15 protein-coding genes are annotated in these 17,364 nt (G+C 48.7%); 8 read left to right on the forward strand and 7 right to left on the reverse strand.

What is annotated here, in order from left to right; genetic code table 11:
• The first annotated feature begins 99 nt into the window (after nt 1–99).
• The 5 genes from AC5JR3_RS00280 to AC5JR3_RS00300 all read left to right on the forward strand — a co-directional run bounded on the left by AC5JR3_RS00280 (nt 100) and on the right by AC5JR3_RS00300 (nt 5,483).
• The gene (locus AC5JR3_RS00280) at nt 100–2,580 is read left to right on the forward strand and encodes an endonuclease MutS2 (protein ID WP_495841868.1); all 2,481 of its coding nucleotides are present in this window, start codon (nt 100–102) and stop codon (nt 2,578–2,580) included.
• A 189-nt stretch (nt 2,581–2,769) separates the two neighbouring features.
• The gene (locus tag AC5JR3_RS00285) at nt 2,770–3,360 is read left to right on the forward strand and encodes a DUF3038 domain-containing protein (RefSeq protein WP_495841870.1); all 591 of its coding nucleotides are present in this window, start codon (nt 2,770–2,772) and stop codon (nt 3,358–3,360) included.
• A 68-nt stretch (nt 3,361–3,428) separates the two neighbouring features.
• Nucleotides 3,429–5,051 (forward strand): DUF4335 domain-containing protein, encoded by a 1,623-nt coding sequence (locus AC5JR3_RS00290; RefSeq protein ID WP_495841872.1) that lies wholly within the window; start codon nt 3,429–3,431, stop codon nt 5,049–5,051.
• A gap of 4 nt (nt 5,052–5,055) precedes the next feature.
• Nucleotides 5,056–5,217, forward strand: a complete 162-nt coding sequence (locus AC5JR3_RS00295) for a hypothetical protein (RefSeq protein WP_495841873.1) — start codon at nt 5,056–5,058, stop codon at nt 5,215–5,217.
• Nucleotides 5,202–5,483 carry a YiaA/YiaB family inner membrane protein gene (locus AC5JR3_RS00300; RefSeq protein ID WP_495841874.1) on the forward strand — a complete coding sequence of 94 codons (282 nt, stop codon included), beginning with the start codon at nt 5,202–5,204 and terminating at the stop codon, nt 5,481–5,483. The genes AC5JR3_RS00295 and AC5JR3_RS00300 overlap by 16 nt, the downstream gene beginning before the upstream one ends.
• A gap of 80 nt (nt 5,484–5,563) precedes the next feature.
• On the opposite strand, the gene AC5JR3_RS00305 is transcribed toward AC5JR3_RS00300, so the two are convergent.
• Genes AC5JR3_RS00305 through AC5JR3_RS00315 form a run of 3 tightly spaced genes read right to left on the reverse strand, consistent with a single transcriptional unit; the run spans nt 5,564 to nt 6,658 of the window.
• On the reverse strand, nt 5,564–6,007 hold the full coding sequence (locus AC5JR3_RS00305) for a ferredoxin (protein ID WP_495841876.1): 444 nt from the start codon (nt 6,005–6,007) through the stop codon (nt 5,564–5,566).
• A 5-nt stretch (nt 6,008–6,012) separates the two neighbouring features.
• Nucleotides 6,013–6,399, reverse strand: a complete 387-nt coding sequence (locus AC5JR3_RS00310; RefSeq protein ID WP_495841878.1) for a DUF1257 domain-containing protein — start codon at nt 6,397–6,399, stop codon at nt 6,013–6,015.
• 43 nt (nt 6,400–6,442) lie between these two features.
• Entirely contained in the window at nt 6,443–6,658 is a 216-nt protein-coding gene (locus AC5JR3_RS00315) for a DUF2997 domain-containing protein (RefSeq protein ID WP_495841880.1), read from the reverse strand.
• A 416-nt stretch (nt 6,659–7,074) separates the two neighbouring features.
• On the opposite strand from AC5JR3_RS00315, the gene bioU reads away from it, so the two are divergent.
• A complete protein-coding gene (bioU, locus tag AC5JR3_RS00320) occupies nt 7,075–8,058 on the forward strand; it encodes a (S)-8-amino-7-oxononanoate synthase BioU (RefSeq protein WP_495841966.1) in 984 nt (327 codons plus the stop codon).
• 78 nt (nt 8,059–8,136) lie between these two features.
• Here bioU and AC5JR3_RS00325 read toward each other — a convergent pair whose 3' ends face one another.
• The 4 genes from AC5JR3_RS00325 to AC5JR3_RS00340 form a co-directional block, all read right to left on the reverse strand.
• Nucleotides 8,137–8,721 (reverse strand): hypothetical protein, encoded by a 585-nt coding sequence (locus AC5JR3_RS00325; protein ID WP_495841882.1) that lies wholly within the window; start codon nt 8,719–8,721, stop codon nt 8,137–8,139.
• Nucleotides 8,722–9,093: 372 nt separating this feature from the next.
• Complete coding sequence (locus AC5JR3_RS00330) at nt 9,094–10,311, reverse strand: type II secretion system F family protein (protein WP_495841884.1); 1,218 nt, start codon at nt 10,309–10,311, stop codon at nt 9,094–9,096.
• A gap of 125 nt (nt 10,312–10,436) precedes the next feature.
• Nucleotides 10,437–11,564 carry a type IV pilus twitching motility protein PilT gene (locus tag AC5JR3_RS00335; protein ID WP_495841886.1) on the reverse strand — a complete coding sequence of 376 codons (1,128 nt, stop codon included), beginning with the start codon at nt 11,562–11,564 and terminating at the stop codon, nt 10,437–10,439.
• A gap of 75 nt (nt 11,565–11,639) precedes the next feature.
• The gene (locus AC5JR3_RS00340; protein WP_495841888.1) at nt 11,640–13,640 is read right to left on the reverse strand and encodes a GspE/PulE family protein; all 2,001 of its coding nucleotides are present in this window, start codon (nt 13,638–13,640) and stop codon (nt 11,640–11,642) included.
• Between the two features lie 797 nt (nt 13,641–14,437).
• Here AC5JR3_RS00340 and grpE point away from each other — a divergent pair.
• Both grpE and dnaK read left to right on the forward strand, forming a co-directional pair.
• Nucleotides 14,438–15,247, forward strand: a complete 810-nt coding sequence (grpE, locus tag AC5JR3_RS00345) for a nucleotide exchange factor GrpE (RefSeq protein WP_495841889.1) — start codon at nt 14,438–14,440, stop codon at nt 15,245–15,247.
• 122 nt (nt 15,248–15,369) lie between these two features.
• Nucleotides 15,370–17,358 (forward strand): molecular chaperone DnaK, encoded by a 1,989-nt coding sequence (gene dnaK / locus AC5JR3_RS00350; protein ID WP_495841891.1) that lies wholly within the window; start codon nt 15,370–15,372, stop codon nt 17,356–17,358.
• The last annotated feature ends 6 nt before the right edge of the window (nt 17,359–17,364 follow it).

The raw sequence follows: 17,364 nt of genomic DNA on the forward strand, positions 1-17,364 counted from the left end.
GGGGTTTGTCTACATGACTGGCAGCCTTCGGTTATTCCTACTCCCTTCATTAAGGAAACTACCTGATAATAAGATCAGGGTAAGCTTTGATGTTTGAACTTGATTCAATCTGAGACTTTAGAACTACTGGAATGGTCGCGCCTGCGGACTCATTTGGCGACATTTGCCGCTACGAAGTTGGGAGCCGTTGCGGCTCGTAATCTCTATCCATCTAAAACCCAAGAGGCAACTCTGCAACTCTTGGCACAGACTAAAGAAGTATACGAACTGGAACTTAAGCTGATATCTGGGTTGCCTTTTGAGGGTATTCAGGATATTGGGGAGTCTTTGGAGCGTGCAGAACTTCAGGGACTACTTTCAGGAGACGAACTCTTAAGCATAGCGACAACGCTTTTTGGTGTCCGGCGACTGCGGCGGATGATTGACGATCAAGAAGATGTCCCGGTACTTACCGAGCTAGTCGCTGATGTCCGCACTTATCCCGAACTAGAGCAGGAAATTCACCGCTGCATTGATGAGCGGGGTGAAGTAGCAGACCGGGCGAGTGCGAAGTTAGGGGAAATTCGGATGCAGGTAAAGTCCACCCGTGATCGCATCCACCAAATTCTTCAGGGAATTTTGCAGCGCCAAGCAAATGCCGTGCAGCAGCAAGTGATTACGCAACGAGGCGATCGCTTCGTGATTCCCGTTAAGGCACCGCAAAAAGATGCGATTCGTGGTATTGTCCACGACTCCTCCAGCACGGGAGCGACCCTTTATATTGAGCCGAATGCGATCGTCGGCTTAGGCAATCAACTACGTCAACAACGGCGACAAGAACAAGTAGAAGAAGAAGCCATCCTCCGTGCCCTTACCGAGCAAGTGGCAGCAGTCAAGCCGGATTTGGAGGAATTACTTGCCATTGCCACAACGCTAGATTTAGCGACAGCTAGGGCACGTTATAGCCTATGGTTAGAAGCCAATCCTCCCCGATTTATTGACCGCGATGCTGGGGAAACTATTACCCTGCGTCAACTGCGTCACCCTCTTTTGGTATGGCAGCAGCAGCACGAACAAGGCACTCCTGTCGTCCCTATTGACGTGCAGATCCAGCCCCAAACTCGCGTTGTAGCGATTACCGGGCCGAATACTGGGGGGAAGACAGTCACCCTGAAGACCCTGGGACTAGCCGCCCTGATGGCGAAGGTGGGGTTATTTATCCCCGCACGAGAGCCAGTGGAGTTGCCCTGGTTTGAGGAGGTTTTGGCGGATATTGGGGATGAACAGTCGCTAGAGCAGAGCTTATCGACGTTTTCTGGTCATATACGCCGCATTAGTCGTATTCTTAATGTTATTAGTCCCCAGAAGGCCGCAGATACCTCCGACGCTATTTCTCAAGAATTTAGCGAAGACGTAGCAGTACACTCTCCAAAAAACTCAGGACTCAGCACTCAGCACTCAGCACTTGTCCTACTTGATGAGGTGGGAGCAGGAACTGATCCAGCAGAAGGAAGTGCGTTGGCGATCGCGCTCTTAGGACACTTGGCAGACACGGCGCAACTAACGGTTGCTAGTACTCACTACGGCGAACTTAAAGCCCTGAAATACGAAGACGAGCGCTTTGAGAATGCCTCGGTGGAGTTTGATGATGTTAGCCTCTCACCGACTTACCGCTTGCTTTGGGGAATTCCCGGACGCTCGAATGCCTTAACCATTGCCCGACGACTGGGTTTGAACTCAGAGGTTGTGGAGCAGGCTCAACAGCGTTTAGGAGGAGCTTCCGAAGATGTCAACCAAGCGATCGCTGGATTGGAGCGAGAGCGGAAGCGGCAAGAAACCAAAGCCCAAGAAGCCAGTCAACTGCTGCAACAAACCGAGCGTTTGCATCGGGAGGTATCAGAAAAAGCCTCTAATTTGCAGGCGCGGGAGCAAGAGTTGAAGCTGTCTCAGGAACGGGCAGTACAAGAAGCGATCGCCGCCGCGAGAGCAGAAATCGCTAAGGTGATTCGCCAGCTTCAGCAAGGGCCACTCTTGGCACAAAATGCCCAACGAGCGACTGACGCGATTAATGAGATTGCCGAGCATCAACGGCGGACGGCGAAAACTCCCAAACCAAAACCCGGCTTTAGACCGAAAGTAGGCGATCGCGTGCGAATTCCTCGCTTAGGTCAAACCGCAGAAGTCTTGAGCGACCCCGATGAAGACGGCAAGCTCACGGTGCGCTTCGGCATCATGAAAATGCCTGTAACGCTAGCGGATATCGAATCCTTGGACGGTCAAAAAGCCGATATCCCTGTAAAACAACCCAAACCTGCCCCGGCAACTGCCGCGCCATCTCCCCCTCCCGCCCCAGCTATACGCACCTCTAACAACACCATTGATATCCGAGGTAAGCGCGTTGCTGACGCTGAGTTTGATCTAGAACAAGCCATTTCCCAAGCAACAGCATCAGGCGTCCTGTGGATTATTCACGGTAAAGGTACCGGAAAGCTCCGCGAGGGTGTCCATGAATTCCTCTCCCGGCATCCCCTGATTGACCGCTTCGAGCTAGCCGAGCAAAAAGAAGGCGGCACAGGTGTCACAATTGCTTACATTAAGTAAAGTTCTGAGTTTTGAATTCTGAGTTATAAATACTGTCAATTGAAAACTTTTGACTATAGATGAGGAATTTCAACAAACAACGGATAACTGACTGCTGACAAACGGGAACCTGACTGAAAAATTTCACAGTCCTGTTTCAAGACTGGCAACACAAGCGCCGCAATTGATTTGGTTTTATACCCTAAAGTTATGCGCTCTACAGCGAATACACCGACACCGTCTCCCCAGTGGAAGGATTTGCCTCTAGGTCAATCGCCAGACCCAAGGCAGTTGGACAATATCAAAGCTCAGCTAGATCTGGTGCTCCTAGCACTAGAGGTCTTGGCAGGCATTGGTTCGGAGGCAATGCTGCAAGCAGCAGCGGAGCTAAATTTAGAATCGTTGGTGGCAGATCGAGTCAGTTTATGGCGGCTACGTCAGTCTAATCCCCTGCGTAAAAGTTCGGGAGGACGGAAAAAACTCGATGTGGAAGAAGCGCGATCGCTGGTGCTAATTATTTGCTATCTGGCAAGAGAGCATCATGAACTCATCCGCCGTGCTGTTGCCCTCTTAGAACAGATGGCAGAGCAAAATCGTGAACCCCACACCACTGCTTTATTGGGAGATTATCTGGATGCCTTCAATAATACTTACCAAGAGCGGATGGATGAGGCAGAAAAGGTCTCACCGGATGCCTTAAGTCACTTGGCGCTCAAACTACTCATTGATTTGTTGTTTTACAGCGCTCCCAATGGTCATCGGCGTCTCTGGTTAGCACTCCTGGATCGCTCGCGAGACTAAAGCACTTGGCGCTTTAACAGTGAGGAGTTAAGCCCCCCAGCCCTTAACGCAAAACTTTAGTTAATCTCATGCCTTTGTCTAACTCAGTCCTGCGACGCTACACTCCCCCTACCTGCACTCTGGAAATTGTGGCAAAAAGTTCGCCTTTGTCTCGTTGGACAAGGCAACCAATTTTGAAGCAGTTACGCTTTGAGTTGCACTTTGACGACCCGCGACAGTCGGAAACCCAACGAGTCACTGTTCGGGGCGATCGCATAGCCCTAGAAGCCTTGTGCGATACCGTTAATACCTACGTCCACAACTTTCTCCTCCCCTCTCCCCACCAGGAAGCACTGCCGTTGTGGAAGCCTTCGGCAGCGACACAGGATATTTTTGCCAACGAATCACCACAAGAGCCAGAATCCTTACAGACTCTCGCCTTACCTAGCCCTGGTTCCTCCAATCGAGATGTTTTAGCACTGCCGACCAAAATTCATCTCCAACCAAGAGGTTTAGTAGCTCATGACCTGTTTCTAGGTTCTCTGGCAACAGCGGAAACAGGAGCCGTCGTTGGATTAAGTGCAGTGCAATTATTTGACTTAGCGACGGCGTTGGATGAATATGCCACAGAAATGCTTGCCTTGCCGAGCCTTGATGGTGCTGCGGGTCAGAGAATGCCACCTGCTTGGGCAAGAATTGCGGCGGGGGCAGTATTGGCAGTAGGCGTCACCACGGCTATTGTGAAGATTATTGACCAGCCTTACCAGCAGGAAACCGCTAGCACTCAAGATCCCACTTTAGGCGAGACGCCAGCACTCGAGCAGTTGCAGCCTCTGCCAGCGTCTCCCCTACCCATCACACCAATTCCCTCACCGACGCTGCCATCGCCTCTGGCTACCCGCCCCATCTTGCCTCCCCCCCCGGCGGTGACGGTTCCTTCTCCTGCTCCTGGTGCGATTCCTCCGCCTGTGACTCAACCGCCGAGTCGCCCCCTAACAATACTCCCTAACGATTCTGCCGCGCTCAGTTCGCGTCAGGCTCGTTCTGGCACTCCAGCACTCACTATCCCTGCCTTACCTCGACAGCAAACCGCTCCCTCTCCTGGTAGGATAGCCGCGCTGCCACAACCCGCGCCCAATTCTAGCCCACTGCTAAAACCTGCGCCCATTGATAGCCTCGCCGCTCCCCGTGCTGCGGCAGGAAGTACAGAGTCGCGCTCGTCGCCTAGCCCCATCCTCTCCCGCCCAGCGACAACACCACCATCCTTACCCAACTTGCCACCACTGCAACCTACGCCACCTACAGAACTGGCACAACGAGCAACTCCTTCGGTGACGCCGTCTGGTATTTCTCGCACTACTGCTGCTTTAGCTGAACCCGAGTCTACTACTGCCAATGATGCAGAAGAGAAACCTAGCCTATTTGACACCGTTCCCCAGGTCGCGGAAGTGAGAAGTTACTTCCAGCAACGCTGGGAACCGCCAACGGGTTTAACCCAATCTCTGGAGTACAGTCTGCTGCTCAATCGTGATGGCTCTATTCAACGCATCATTCCTCGCGGTAAAGCAGCAGAAGATTATATAGACCGCACGGATATTCCTCTGATTGGAGAAAAGTTTGTTTCTGCGGTTGAAGGCGAACGAAATCCCAGGATTCGTTTGGTTTTAGCTCCAGATGGTAAGGTCGAGACGTTCTTGGAACGGATGAATTAAAAAAATGCCTCAATTGGCGATCGCGCTTGTTCAAATTCTGCTGCCAGAGCGATCGCCATTTCCCAGTTATAAAACTGTCCTCCTTGACCCTACTAGCGATAATTGCTGCCAATATGATGCGAACAAATCATTGGAAAAGGTAGCGGGGCTATGCAATCACCACTGAGCAATCAAGTTCACAGTACAGGTTGGGTCGTTCAAGCTTGGGCGTCTTTTGTTATTTCCATCGCGGGTATGACCATTGGCATTGTGCATCTTCCCGTAGATAACTGGGTCAAAGGCTACATGGGTATGGGTTTAGCCTTTACTGTCGGCTCAACGGTCAGCATGTCAAAAACAACCAGAGATATTCATGAATCCAAACGCCTCACGGCTAGGGTAGATGAAGCGAGAGTTGAAAAAATCCTTAACGAAAACCACCCCCTAAAATAAAACCCTCAACAGCAGTAAGCCATTGAGGATTTTATTTACAAAAAAGTGGTTTAGAACCACTTTTGGATTAAGCGCGATCGCTAATATTTTCCCTTTTTCCGTTTGTTTAACTTCTTCCGGCGAATTAAGGAGGCAACAACGGCAGAATCGATGGGATAACCCGGAACGGGAATGGCTTGGTATTTGCGTTCCTCTTCTAATTGTCTGAGCTTGGTATAATCCACCCACTGGATACAATCAACTGGACAAGTATCGATCGCTTCTTGAATAATCTCTTCTGGATCGCCGTCTTGTCGAACTGCACGCGCTCTCCCATAATCCTCTTCGATATAAAAGGTATTACGAGCGGTATGAGCGCAGTGCTTGCAGCCGATGCAGGTGATTTCATCCACATAAACCCCTTTTTGCCGCAGCATACCGCCTAGCTCTGGCTCTAGACCAGAACGTTCTGGGGCATCCCGAAAAATACCTCCCAGTTCCGGCTCTAAACCTGAACGATCCGGCATTGGGGATGAATCAGACATGACAATTACGCACTCCAGCGTTGGACAACAAGACGAATCGCACCATCTTCAGTCTGTTGCTGTTCGGCAACTTGAAATCCTTGCTTGGCGGTTTCATTCATTACCGTGTGGTAAGCATAGCGCTGAGTCACGCGGTTAAGGAAACCATCAACAGACCATGCTTGCTGCCAATATTCCAAATCAGATACTAATTCGTATTCTTTGCCATTCCAGCTAAAACCGATGTCGTAGCCATTATCTTGTTCAATGGCAACTTCGGCGTTGCGGGTTTGTCCTTTGTAGCCTCGCACAGGGGTAGAACCCGATTTCCAATCAATTCCTAAATCGGTCAAAGCGGATTGCAAAGATTCTAGGTTACGGATTTGAGTTTTAATGTTGCTGAAGTGTGACATCGTTTTTTTTTAAAGAAAATAACTGAGGATTTGACAAAAAAACTTACCATTCAGTAAAGCTTGCTTGATTAGTCGCTGTTACTGACTGATTTTGCGGTTGAGCAAAATACTCTGAGGTATTTTCCTGAGAGACGACTTGCCCTAACTGAGCTTCGATTGCCGCTGTCACCTCGGCACAAGAACTGCCGATGATGCCAGTGACTTTTTCTTGTACTCTACCATTTGGATAAATGATAAACTCCAGGGCTTCCATGCTCATGGCTGACGGCTGCGTAATGTTCAACTAAGGGATTTATGCAGTGAGGCAATGGCAGTAGGGGAGTGCGATCGCACCGATAAACTGCCGTCTGATTGGTTGGCTGTTGCTTAATTAACTGCCAGCAATCGTATCAATACGAGCACTAAATTAACAAAAAGTTGTATTTTGTAAGGAGTCTGCTTATTCTCTATGTAAGTTTCGCTTAACTTTTAACTACAGTCAAGCTATGGTTTTTATAGAAAACTAATACTTAATAAAAATATATATAGTTAAATTTACGCTTACGTGTATCTTTGGGCTGATCTATCGAGCCAACGAACCCAGATAATTAAAGTCTGTTTTATTTAAAGTCAGGCACTATGAGCGAACATCTTGGCACCAGTCCCCATCAGACAACCACTGCTTATCCTTCTGCAATGACGCCATTGCGGGTCGGCGTGCTAGGTTTTGGCGGATTGGGGCAAGCGGCTGCCAGAATCCTTGCTCCCAAGCGTGAAACAATCTGGGTAGCGGCGGCGGATCAAAAAGGCTATGTCTATAACATGGCAGGTTTAAACCCAGATACCTGCATCACGACTTACCGCTCTCAAGGTTCCCTCGGCTATCTCGAACCCAATGGTGTCCTCAGCAACCAGAGTATAGAAGACTTAATTACCCAGGCTGAGGTTGATGGCTATTTTCTTGCCCTGCCGAATTTGCCCAATACCTTTATGGCATCTGTAGCACGGCAATTTATTCGCTCAGGTTGGCGCGGGGTTTTAGTCGATGCTCTCAAGCGCACCAGTGCTGTTGAGCAGATGCTAGAGTTGCAAGCTGAATTCCAAGCCGCTGGGATTACTTACATGACTGGCTGCGGAGCAACGCCAGGGCTATTGACAGCCGCCGCCGCACTAGCGGCACAAAGCTACGCGGAAATCCACAATGTCACCATTACCTTTGGCGTGGGAATTGCTAATTGGGAAGCTTATCGGGCAACGATTCGGGAAGATATTGCCCATATGCCAGGGTATGATGTCGCTAAAGCTAGCGCGATGAGCGATGCCGAAGTGGAAGCCTTACTGGATGAAACTGAGGGCATTATCAGTTTGCAGAATATGGAACACGCTGACGACATTATGCTAGAACTAGCGGGAATTGTTTCACGCGATCGCGTCACCGTCGGCGGTGTTGTCGATACCCGCAATCCCAAAAAACCCCTCAGCACGAACGTTAAAGTTACAGGTCGTACCTTTGAGGGCAAAATTTCCACCCACACCTTTACCCTGGGGGATGAAACTAGCATGGCAGCAAACGTGTGCGGCCCTGCCTTTGGCTATCTCAAAGCTGGGAAATCTCTTCATCAACGAGGCATCTACGGCTTATTTACGGCAGCAGAAGTGATGCCCCAGTTTGTGAAGTAGGAAAATAGGACGGGGATTAGAGACTAGGTAAAGATAGTTAGAGGTTAATCCGGTGAGTTTTCTCCCCCTCAAAACCCTTTACCCCATCGCCTCTAATCCCTCTTCTGAAGAGGGTATCTCTTCTATTGGGGTTTCTACCGTCTGGATTACAAAGGGCAGACTGGCACCTAATAATCCCCGTTGAATTCGTTCCGGTGTTTCAGGAAAAACCACAAATAGGGGATAAATGCGGTCAACGCCTTCACTGAGAATATGTTGATAGCGCAGCGGCATCAACCATTCGTAGTCTTTATCGAGCAAAACCTGAGTTTGACGCCAACGACTCAGTAAATCAGAAAAATCTTCTTGGGGACGATGGATGAAGACAAAAATCTCCACCCCCATTTTAATTTTCCATTCCGGATCGCACATCAAAATAGCGATATCACAGGGGAGGCAAACAGCTCCTGAAACGGCTGCTGTATTGCTGTTGTGCCCCTCATAGGACTTGGGGGAGCGAATTCTTACCACAGGTAGGGGAATGGTAATTACGCTCTCATCAGGGCGACGCATACTGGGAATCATTTCCAGATAGGGTCGGTGTTCTTTCAATAAAGCGATCGCAAAATCGCGATTGCTATACTCCGCAAGTAGCGCTTCATATTTAGATTGCTTAACAGGCATCTTTTCCGGGAAATTAGGACAATCAAGCAAATTTTTGCTCAAATCCGCACAGGTTATACCGTTTTGCTTAACTAACGCTACAGATTATTAATTTCCCCCTAGTCCCTCTTACTCAGGAGGGAATGTTAGGAAAAATCTTTATTTATCGTCGGCTAGAGGGGCTATAAGTGTAGCGTTCACTAAGCAAACTTGGCATGAGTACCTCAGGGCAAAAAGCATTACCACAAGATGGATTCGCCATACCCTGATTAAATTGGCACTAGAGGAGTTCTAGAAACACGTTATCTCTTAACTGATTACAGGGACAGGTAGATTTTGTTTTGCCCTAAAGCCAAAAATAACCGCGCTTGAAGCGACGGCTAAGACTGATTTTTAACCCAGTTGGTCAAAGATCTTGAATAGCGGTAGATACATTGAAAGCAAGATTACACCCACCATCCCCGCTAAACCAACCATCATCAGCGGTTCAATAAGACTAGTTAGGGCTTTGACCGCTTGCTCAACTTCATCTTCGTAGAAATCAGCAACTTTCATCAGCATTGAATCTAACTCACCAGTCTCCTCTCCAATACTAATCATCTGAATTGCCATGACCGGAAACACTTTCTCTTTTTGCAGGGCAAGGCTAATCATTCCACCTTGTTGAATTTCTAACTTTGCGGCTTCTATCGCGTTAGCAATTACCTGATTACCTGCGGTATCACGGACAATATCTAAGGAATTGAGGATTGGCACTCCAGAACGAGTTAAAGTCCCAAAAATCCGACAAAAGCGAGCCACAGCCGACTTTTCGTTCAGATCGCCAAAGATAGGGGCTTTTAGTAGCCAACCGTCAATTTGTACGCGACCGATTGGTGTCTTGTAGTACTGCCTAACGGCAATAGAGGTAACAATGATCACGATAATCGGAATGATAATTCGCCAGCTTCTCAGTACACCACTGAGAAAAACCATAAACGCAGTCAAGGCAGGCAACTCCCCACCCAAACTCTCGAAAATTCCTGCAAAAATGGGAATGAGAAAGATCGTCATGGCTAGAAAGACAACGACGGCTAAAAGTCCCACCACAGTTGGGTAAGCCATTGCCGATTTGACTTGGTTTTTCAACCGTGCCATATCTTCTAAGACCTTAGCCAAGCGGTTTAGCACTTCATCAAGAACACCACCAACTTCCCCTGCCTGCACCATACTGATGTAGAGGGTATCAAAGCAGTCAGGATGCTTCCGCATCGCCTCTGAAAGACTAGTTCCTTGCTGCACTTCGCTACTGATTGCAACTAGTGCCTTTTTAAGTTTGGGATTGGGACACTGCTCAGATAAAACACCTAGGGATCTGACCATGGCAACCCCGGCATTGACCATGGCGGCAAATTGCCGCGAGAAGATTGCTTTGTCTTTGATCGTGACATTACTTATCCTCGATTCAATCCATGAGAAATCGAGATCAATGCTAAAGGTTTTCTTGATCGTGCCAACAGTTGGATACTGATTCTGGAGAATGGAACGGACTTGTTCAGGAGACGAGGCAGCAATTTTCTCTTTCTTAACATTGCCTCTGGCATCCCGAACTTCAGCGATGAAGGTAGGCATTGCTCACCTATGTAGAATTTTGAGTTTGAATATTATCTGGTCAGTGTGGAGTTAAGAAAGTTCTGGTAATTTATAGCTCAGGATAGTAGCTCAAAAAACTACTACCCTGAGCTATTTTGAACTCCTTAAGGCTTTGCGGCACCAGCCCTGGCTGTCATGGCTGCTCCGCCCATACCTCCAAGGATACGCTGTAATTCGTCTGGTTTGGAGGTTTTGGAAACGGCGGCTTCAAACGAGATTTGACCTGCCTTAACGTAGGCGGCCAACGTCTGCTCCATTGTCTGCATACCCATTTTCATCCCGGTTTGGATCGCCGAGTAAACTTGAGAGGTTTTTCCTTCTCGAATCAAGTTAGCGATCGCTGGCGTCACAATCATAATTTCCTGTGCCATCACCCGACCGTATTCACCCGGTTTGGGGTTTTTCTTCGACACCAAGCATTGACTGAAGACAGCAATTAAAGAACTAGAAAGCTGCGCTCTAATTTGTGGTTGTTGAATGGGCGGGAAGACATCTAAGATCCGGTCAACCGTCTGTGCGGCTGAGTTCGTGTGCAGGGTGCCAAAAACCAAGTGACCCGTTTCTGCTGCAGAGATGGCTAGAGCAATTGTTTCCAAATCTCGCATTTCTCCAACCAAGATCACATCAGGGTCTTCCCGGAGTGCTGCCTTCAGGGCATTGGCAAAGCTTTTTGTATCCTCACCCTTTTGGCGTTGGTGAATCAAACTCTTAACGTTAGGAAACACATATTCAATCGGGTCTTCGACCGTCAGAACATGTTCGGCTCGCGTCCGGTTAATTAGGTCAATCATTGCCGCCATCGTGGTGGTCTTACCGGAACCCGTTTGCCCCGTCACCAGTACCAATCCCCGTGGTCTTTCGCTCATTTCCCGAACAATGTCTGGCAGTCCTAACTGGTCAAAGTTGGGAATTTTTGAAGACAATGCCCGCAAGCAAGCGGCATAGTAGCCCCGTTCTTTGTAGACATTGACCCGAAAGCGAGCCAAGCCCTTGACTCCATAAGAACAATCTAGCTCCCAGTTTTGCTCCAACTCCTTACGCTGAGTGTTGTTGAGCATACTGAAGATCAGCCGCTGACACTCTTGAGGCGTCAACGGGTCATCGCCAATAGGAGCCAAGTGACCACTGATCCGGAAGTAAATCGGTGCCCCCGCTTGAATGTGCATGTCAGAACCACCCATTTCAATGAGTTGCTCCATCAAGTCTTCAATCATCAATTCCATAACAGCCATCTCCTTTAATTGATTGGTAAGTAACTAGTGCGATCAGTAACCAGTTGTGAGAGACTCATCTGCCAAAACTAACTCTTAAAAACGAGGCGTCATACAGTACGGACAATCTAGCCATTCCGGTTGTAACTCAGCACTACAACAGCTACAGGTTAGAGAACTCTTGCGCTTGGCTTTGAGTTCTGCCTCTAAACCAGAATCCGTAAAGGTCACTCGTTCCACTTCTTCGAGGGTGGTTTGACCTTGCCGCACTAAATTTAAGCTATAGGCTAAGAGAGTAATCATGCCATCCTCTACAGCCACTTCCTTGATGCGTTCGGCACTAGCGCCTTGACTGATCAACCCTTGTAGCCGCTCAGTGATTTGCATCACCTCATAGACACCAACCCGTCCCCTGTAACCAAGACCATTGCAGTTTTGGCACAGTGTTCCTTGGGAGCGGGCTGTACTAATTTCGTCGGATCGCAGGGTATTAGCTTTATACAAGGTAATTTCCCCTTCACTGGCAACTGAGAGACCAAAACGAGCCAGCTCAGCCGCACTAGGTTGGTAAGGAAGGCGACATTCAGCACAAACTCGTCGCATCAAGCGTTGTGCCAACACTCCTAGCAGGGCACCAGAAATCATGAAGGGTTCAACGCCCATTTCATCCAAACGCGGAATCGCACCTGCCGCGTCGTTCGTGTGCAGCGTAGTCAACACCAAGTGACCGGTTAACGCGGCTTCAATCGCTGTCTTGGCGGTTTCTTTGTCTCGCGTCTCACCGACAAGAATTACATCTGGGTCTTGCCGCAGGAAAGAACGCAGAATTGAGGCAAAGTCCATGCCTTTTTCCCGCAAAACCTGCACCTGTGTAATTCCTGCTAGCGAATACTCAATGGGGTCTTCTGCTGTACTGATATTCACCCCTGGATCGTTACGCTCTGCCAGCACCGAATACAAGCTAGTTGATTTACCAGAACCCGTTGGTCCCGTGACGAGGATGAGTCCAAAGGGACGGCTTGCCATTTCCCTGACGATTTCCAGGGTGTCTGGATCGGAAATTAACTTATCCAATCCGAGCTGTGTCGCCGAGTTATCTAGAATCCGCAGCACCACTTTCTCGCCATAGCGGCTAGGTAAGGTGCTAACCCGGAAGTCAACTTTCCGACCCTCAAACATCCGCCGAATTTTACCGTCTTGGGGCAGGCGTCGTTCGGCAATATCCAGCTCTGCCATAATTTTGAAGCGAGCTGAAACCGCCGGGGTAATTTTCTTTGGTAATGGTTCAAAGGCTTGGCGTAACACCCCATCTTTCCGGAAACGGACGCGCAAGTACTCTTCTTGGGGTTCAACGTGGATGTCTGAAACCCCTTCTTTGAGGGCTTTGGCGAGAATTTTATTGACCAGATTGATGACGGGAGCACCAGCGGCATCATTTAAAGATGAGTCTAGGTCGGCATCAGCGTCGTCGGGCGCATCCTGCAAACTGTCCAGACCATCTAAATTCTCTAAATCCCCTTCAATGGCTACAGATTTCTGGAATTTTGCGGCTTCCTCTTTCTGAAGTTGTTCATCCAGATACCTAGAAATAACCTGGTTCCAGTCTTCCAGGGTAATAACCATTCGTTGCAAGGTAATTCCCTGGGGTCGCAAAATCCGGTTTAAGTCATCCTGAGCATCTAAATTGTCAGGATCAACCATTGCCACCAAGACAGAGGGGGGCTGCGTGTCGTTTTGTGACAAGGGCACCAATTTATAGCGGCGACAGATGTCAATCGGCAGCAACGTGTCAATCAGTTGACTGACCTGATTATTAGAAATCTCGCTAATTTCCGGATCTAACGATTCAACGCCGTATAAAACCTTGAGTTCAAATAACTGCTGCTTTTTGAACTGACGCAACAGCTCAGGTGAAAGTTGGCGTCCGGTGATGGATTCAAGCACTTCTGTCAGGGGTCTACCTGACTTGCGAGTTTCCACCAGTGCCTGCTGCATCTGTTCGTTGTCAACAAAACCTGACTGAATCAGCTTGTTGCCAAAGGGAGAAAAATCGTTGCGGACAACAAGGGCGCGTCGTTGTGATGAGGAGTGAGTCATATTTGCTAAAAATATCTCTTAGACAAAGTATTCCCAAAAGCTGTGGCTGAATTTACATTTCGGAAGCTAAGAAGAGATAGCTTCCGGGTTAGCTGACATTTTAAGAAAGATGCTCGAACGGGGTTAAGAATTGGCTCTACCTTGTTAGAGTACGCTGGATCGCCTAAAGGGGAAAGGCAAGAGCCGATCCGATAGGTCATCTGCCAACACGCTGCGATTAAAAATATCCGCTAAAAAATTGCTGGCGAGGTTTCGGGGCAAGTCCTAAGGGAGTAACACTCTCGGTGAGGTCTAAAGCAACGTTGGAATTGACATTCAATAATAGCCTTTACTAACTTGTGTTTGCACCCAAAAAGAAATGGGTAAGTGCCAATTGGCTATAAAAATCGCCTGCTTTTTTGAGTATTCGTCCGTTGTCGGCTGTGGGTGAAAAGAGAGGTGTTGGACAACGACTGTCGTGAATATGTCTTGGGGATGACACAAGCGAAGCAGGTGTCGGCAAAAGTGTTAAATTTAATTAAGGGATGCAAAGCTGAACGGCATAGAGGTAAAGATATGTCAGAATGCCAGCATCAGGGTAGGTGCAATGCACTTTGGAGTTCGCTCTAGGTGCAGACTATCAGCATTCTGCCCAGGCATACCCAAATTCACCGGAAGTAACAATCTCGGCTCTAATGGTGTAGTGATTGTTCAAGATCTTCTTTAGAGGATACCGGAGTGGAAATTGGGTTGCCTAAGAGTACAAAATAAATGAGAGCGCAATTGCTAGCAGTCTCTTGATTAAGATTAAGTAGATCATGATCAAAGAAGAAAATCTGCCGGAAAACGCTTCACAAGCCGATGAAACCCCAAGGGAAGATCGCGCAGTGGGAGACGAAGAAACAGCAGCGATGGAGGTGGACTTGAGTATAGAACCGGATTCAGAGTCGCAGTTTGAGAGTGCGGAAGCGCCAGCTACAGAAGCTGTGTCTGAAGCGACTGTGGCTGAGGGGGGAGACGGAGTAGAGACGATGCCAGCCGCATCAATCCCTCTAGAAGAATTAATATCTGACGGAGACCGTAGCCAACAAGAGGCGTTAAGACAGGAAAATGAAGCCCTAAAAGCAAAGATGGACGAGCTTTCAGGGCAGTGTGAAGCCTTCAAAACGCAGTCGGTCAGAATTGCTGCAGATTTTGATAATTTCCGGAAGCGCACTGCCAAGGAAAAAGAAGACTTGGAAGCTCAGATTAAGCGAACCACGATTATTGAATTGCTTCCGGTTGTGGATAATTTTGAGCGGGCGCGATCGCATATTAAACCGCAAGACGAAGGCGAGATGACGATCCATAAAAGCTACCAGAGCGTATACAAGCAACTGGTAGACTGTCTCAAGCGGATCGGGGTTTCTCCCATGCGTCCTGAGGGACAAGTTTTTGATCCCAATCTCCATGAAGCGGTAATGCGGGAACCGACCAGCGAACAACCGGAAGGAACCGTAATTGAACAGCTAATGCGGGGATATTTCATTGGCGATCGCGTTCTTCGTCACGCCATGGTCAAAGTTGCGGCAGCTGAGGAGCCCGTGATAACCTCAGAGGAAAGTAATTCCGACTCAGCAGAAACTTAATAGACGGGCGGCAGCGACAGTTTATTGGTGTCGCCTATTCTTACTTAAGGAGTTGGGAATTATCCCTAGTCTCCATTCCCAGAAAAGTTTAAAAATTTTACAAACCTTTACGCTGAGGCCCTATGGGAAAAGTCATTGGCATCGACCTGGGCACAACCAACAGTTGCTTGGCTGTTTTAGAAGGCGGGAAACCCCTTGTCATTCCTAACTCAGAAGGTGGGCGAACAACACCAAGCATCGTAGGATTTGGCAAAGCAGGCGATCGTTTAGTTGGTCAGCTGGCAAAGCGGCAGGCAGTGACCAACGCCGAAAATACTGTGTACAGCATCAAGCGCTTTATTGGTCGTCGGTGGGAGGACACAGATACGGAGCGATCGCGCGTCCCCTATAACTGTGTCAAAGGTCGGGACGACACCGTTGATGTGCAAATTCGCGGGCGCAACTTCACGCCGCAGGAAGTTTCTGCCATGATCCTGCAAAAGCTGAAGCAGGATGCAGAAAACTTTCTCGGAGAAGCCGTGACGCAAGCCGTGATCACGGTTCCTGCCTACTTCACTGATGCCCAACGACAAGCTACCAAAGATGCCGGAACCATTGCCGGATTGGAAGTGCTACGCATCATCAACGAGCCAACGGCGGCTGCCCTTGCCTATGGCTTAGATAAACAAGATGAAGAACAGTGCATCTTAGTCTTTGACTTAGGCGGCGGTACCTTTGACGTTTCAGTTTTGCAACTTGGCGACGGCGTTTTTGAAGTCAAGGCAACCTCAGGGAACAACCACTTGGGCGGCGATGACTTCGACAACGTTATTGTGCGCTGGATGATTGACAAGTTCACGGAAACTGATGGCATAGACTTGGGATCTGACAAGATGGCACTCCAGCGCTTGCGAGAAGCAGCGGAGAAAGCCAAAATCGAACTCTCCAGCATGGGGAGTACCTCCATCAACTTGCCCTTTATCACTGCTGATGAAACAGGGCCGAAGCACCTAGAGATGGAACTGTCCCGCGCCCAGTTTGAAGAACTTGCTGGCGAGCTGATTTCTGGGACAATTGAACCCGTGATTCAGTCTCTCAAAGATTGTGACTTGAAAGCCGATGATATTGACCGGATTTTGCTGGTTGGTGGTTCAACCCGGATTCCGGCCGTTCAAGAAGCGATCAAAAAATTCTTTGGAGGGCGATTGCCCGATCGCTCAGTTAACCCAGACGAAGCCGTTGCTTTAGGTGCCGCAATTCAAGGCGGTGTCTTGGGTGGCGAAGTTGAAGACTTACTCCTACTGGATGTCACTCCCTTATCTTTAGGAATTGAAACCTTGGGAGAAGTCTTTACAAAAATTATTGAGCGTAACACGACTATTCCCACCAGCAAGTCTCAGGTATTTTCCACTGCCACGGATGGACAGACTTCCGTAGAAATTCACGTCTTGCAGGGCGAGCGGGCAATGGCAAAAGACAACAAGAGCCTGGGTAAATTCCTGCTAGCTGGTATTCCCCCAGCTCCCAGGGGAGTCCCGCAGATCGAAGTTGCCTTTGAAATTGATGTCAATGGTATTTTGAAAGTCTCCGCCGCTGATAAAGGCACAAACAGAGAGCAAAGCATTCGCATCACCAACACAGGTGGACTCAGTAGCAATGAAGTGGAACGGATGCGGCAAGAGGCAGAAAAATATGCTGAATCAGACCGCCGTCGTATAGAACTGGTAGAACTCAAAAACCAAGCTGAAAGCCTGTTCTATAGCTATGAATCGACTCTAAAAGATAATGGAGAGTTGATTCGTGAGAATCTGCAAGCCAAAGCAATGCAGGTACAAGCAGCAGAGAAAATGGAGGAAATCCAAGCGGCAATGACTGATGACTCGATTGCGGTCGAGGAAATCAAACAAAAAATTGACGAGTTCCAGCAAACGTTGTTTGCGATTGGCGGGTTTATCTACGCCAATGCGGCAAAGGGTGCTGAAGCAGAAGAATTTGCCCCAGAGGATGAAAATGCTTCCGTTGCTGAGTTTAACCAAGAGGCTGAACCTGCCGCAGAGGAAGAACAAGAAGACTTCAACTTTGACTTTGATGAAGACAGCACAGTAGCGGCGGATTACGAACCCGTAGACTAGCACTCT

This window comes from Kastovskya adunca, assembly GCF_059505785.1.

Bases quoted from the DNA above. Each gene is read 5' to 3' on its own strand.
- AC5JR3_RS00285 (WP_495841870.1), top strand. From the start codon at position 2,770: ATGCGCTCTACAGCGAATACACCGACACCGTCTCCCCAGTGGAAGGAT.
- AC5JR3_RS00290 (WP_495841872.1), top strand. From the start codon at position 3,429: ATGCCTTTGTCTAACTCAGTCCTGCGACGCTACACTCCCCCTACCTGC.
- AC5JR3_RS00295 (WP_495841873.1), top strand. From the start codon at position 5,056: ATGCCTCAATTGGCGATCGCGCTTGTTCAAATTCTGCTGCCAGAGCGA.
- AC5JR3_RS00300 (WP_495841874.1), top strand. From the start codon at position 5,202: ATGCAATCACCACTGAGCAATCAAGTTCACAGTACAGGTTGGGTCGTT.
- AC5JR3_RS00305 (WP_495841876.1), bottom strand. From the start codon at position 6,007: ATGTCTGATTCATCCCCAATGCCGGATCGTTCAGGTTTAGAGCCGGAA.
- AC5JR3_RS00310 (WP_495841878.1), bottom strand. From the start codon at position 6,399: ATGTCACACTTCAGCAACATTAAAACTCAAATCCGTAACCTAGAATCT.
- AC5JR3_RS00315 (WP_495841880.1), bottom strand. From the start codon at position 6,658: ATGAGCATGGAAGCCCTGGAGTTTATCATTTATCCAAATGGTAGAGTA.
- bioU (WP_495841966.1), top strand. From the start codon at position 7,075: ATGACGCCATTGCGGGTCGGCGTGCTAGGTTTTGGCGGATTGGGGCAA.
- AC5JR3_RS00325 (WP_495841882.1), bottom strand. From the start codon at position 8,721: ATGCCTGTTAAGCAATCTAAATATGAAGCGCTACTTGCGGAGTATAGC.
- AC5JR3_RS00330 (WP_495841884.1), bottom strand. From the start codon at position 10,311: ATGCCTACCTTCATCGCTGAAGTTCGGGATGCCAGAGGCAATGTTAAG.
- AC5JR3_RS00335 (WP_495841886.1), bottom strand. From the start codon at position 11,564: ATGGCTGTTATGGAATTGATGATTGAAGACTTGATGGAGCAACTCATT.
- AC5JR3_RS00340 (WP_495841888.1), bottom strand. From the start codon at position 13,640: ATGACTCACTCCTCATCACAACGACGCGCCCTTGTTGTCCGCAACGAT.
- grpE (WP_495841889.1), top strand. From the start codon at position 14,438: ATGATCAAAGAAGAAAATCTGCCGGAAAACGCTTCACAAGCCGATGAA.
- dnaK (WP_495841891.1), top strand. From the start codon at position 15,370: ATGGGAAAAGTCATTGGCATCGACCTGGGCACAACCAACAGTTGCTTG.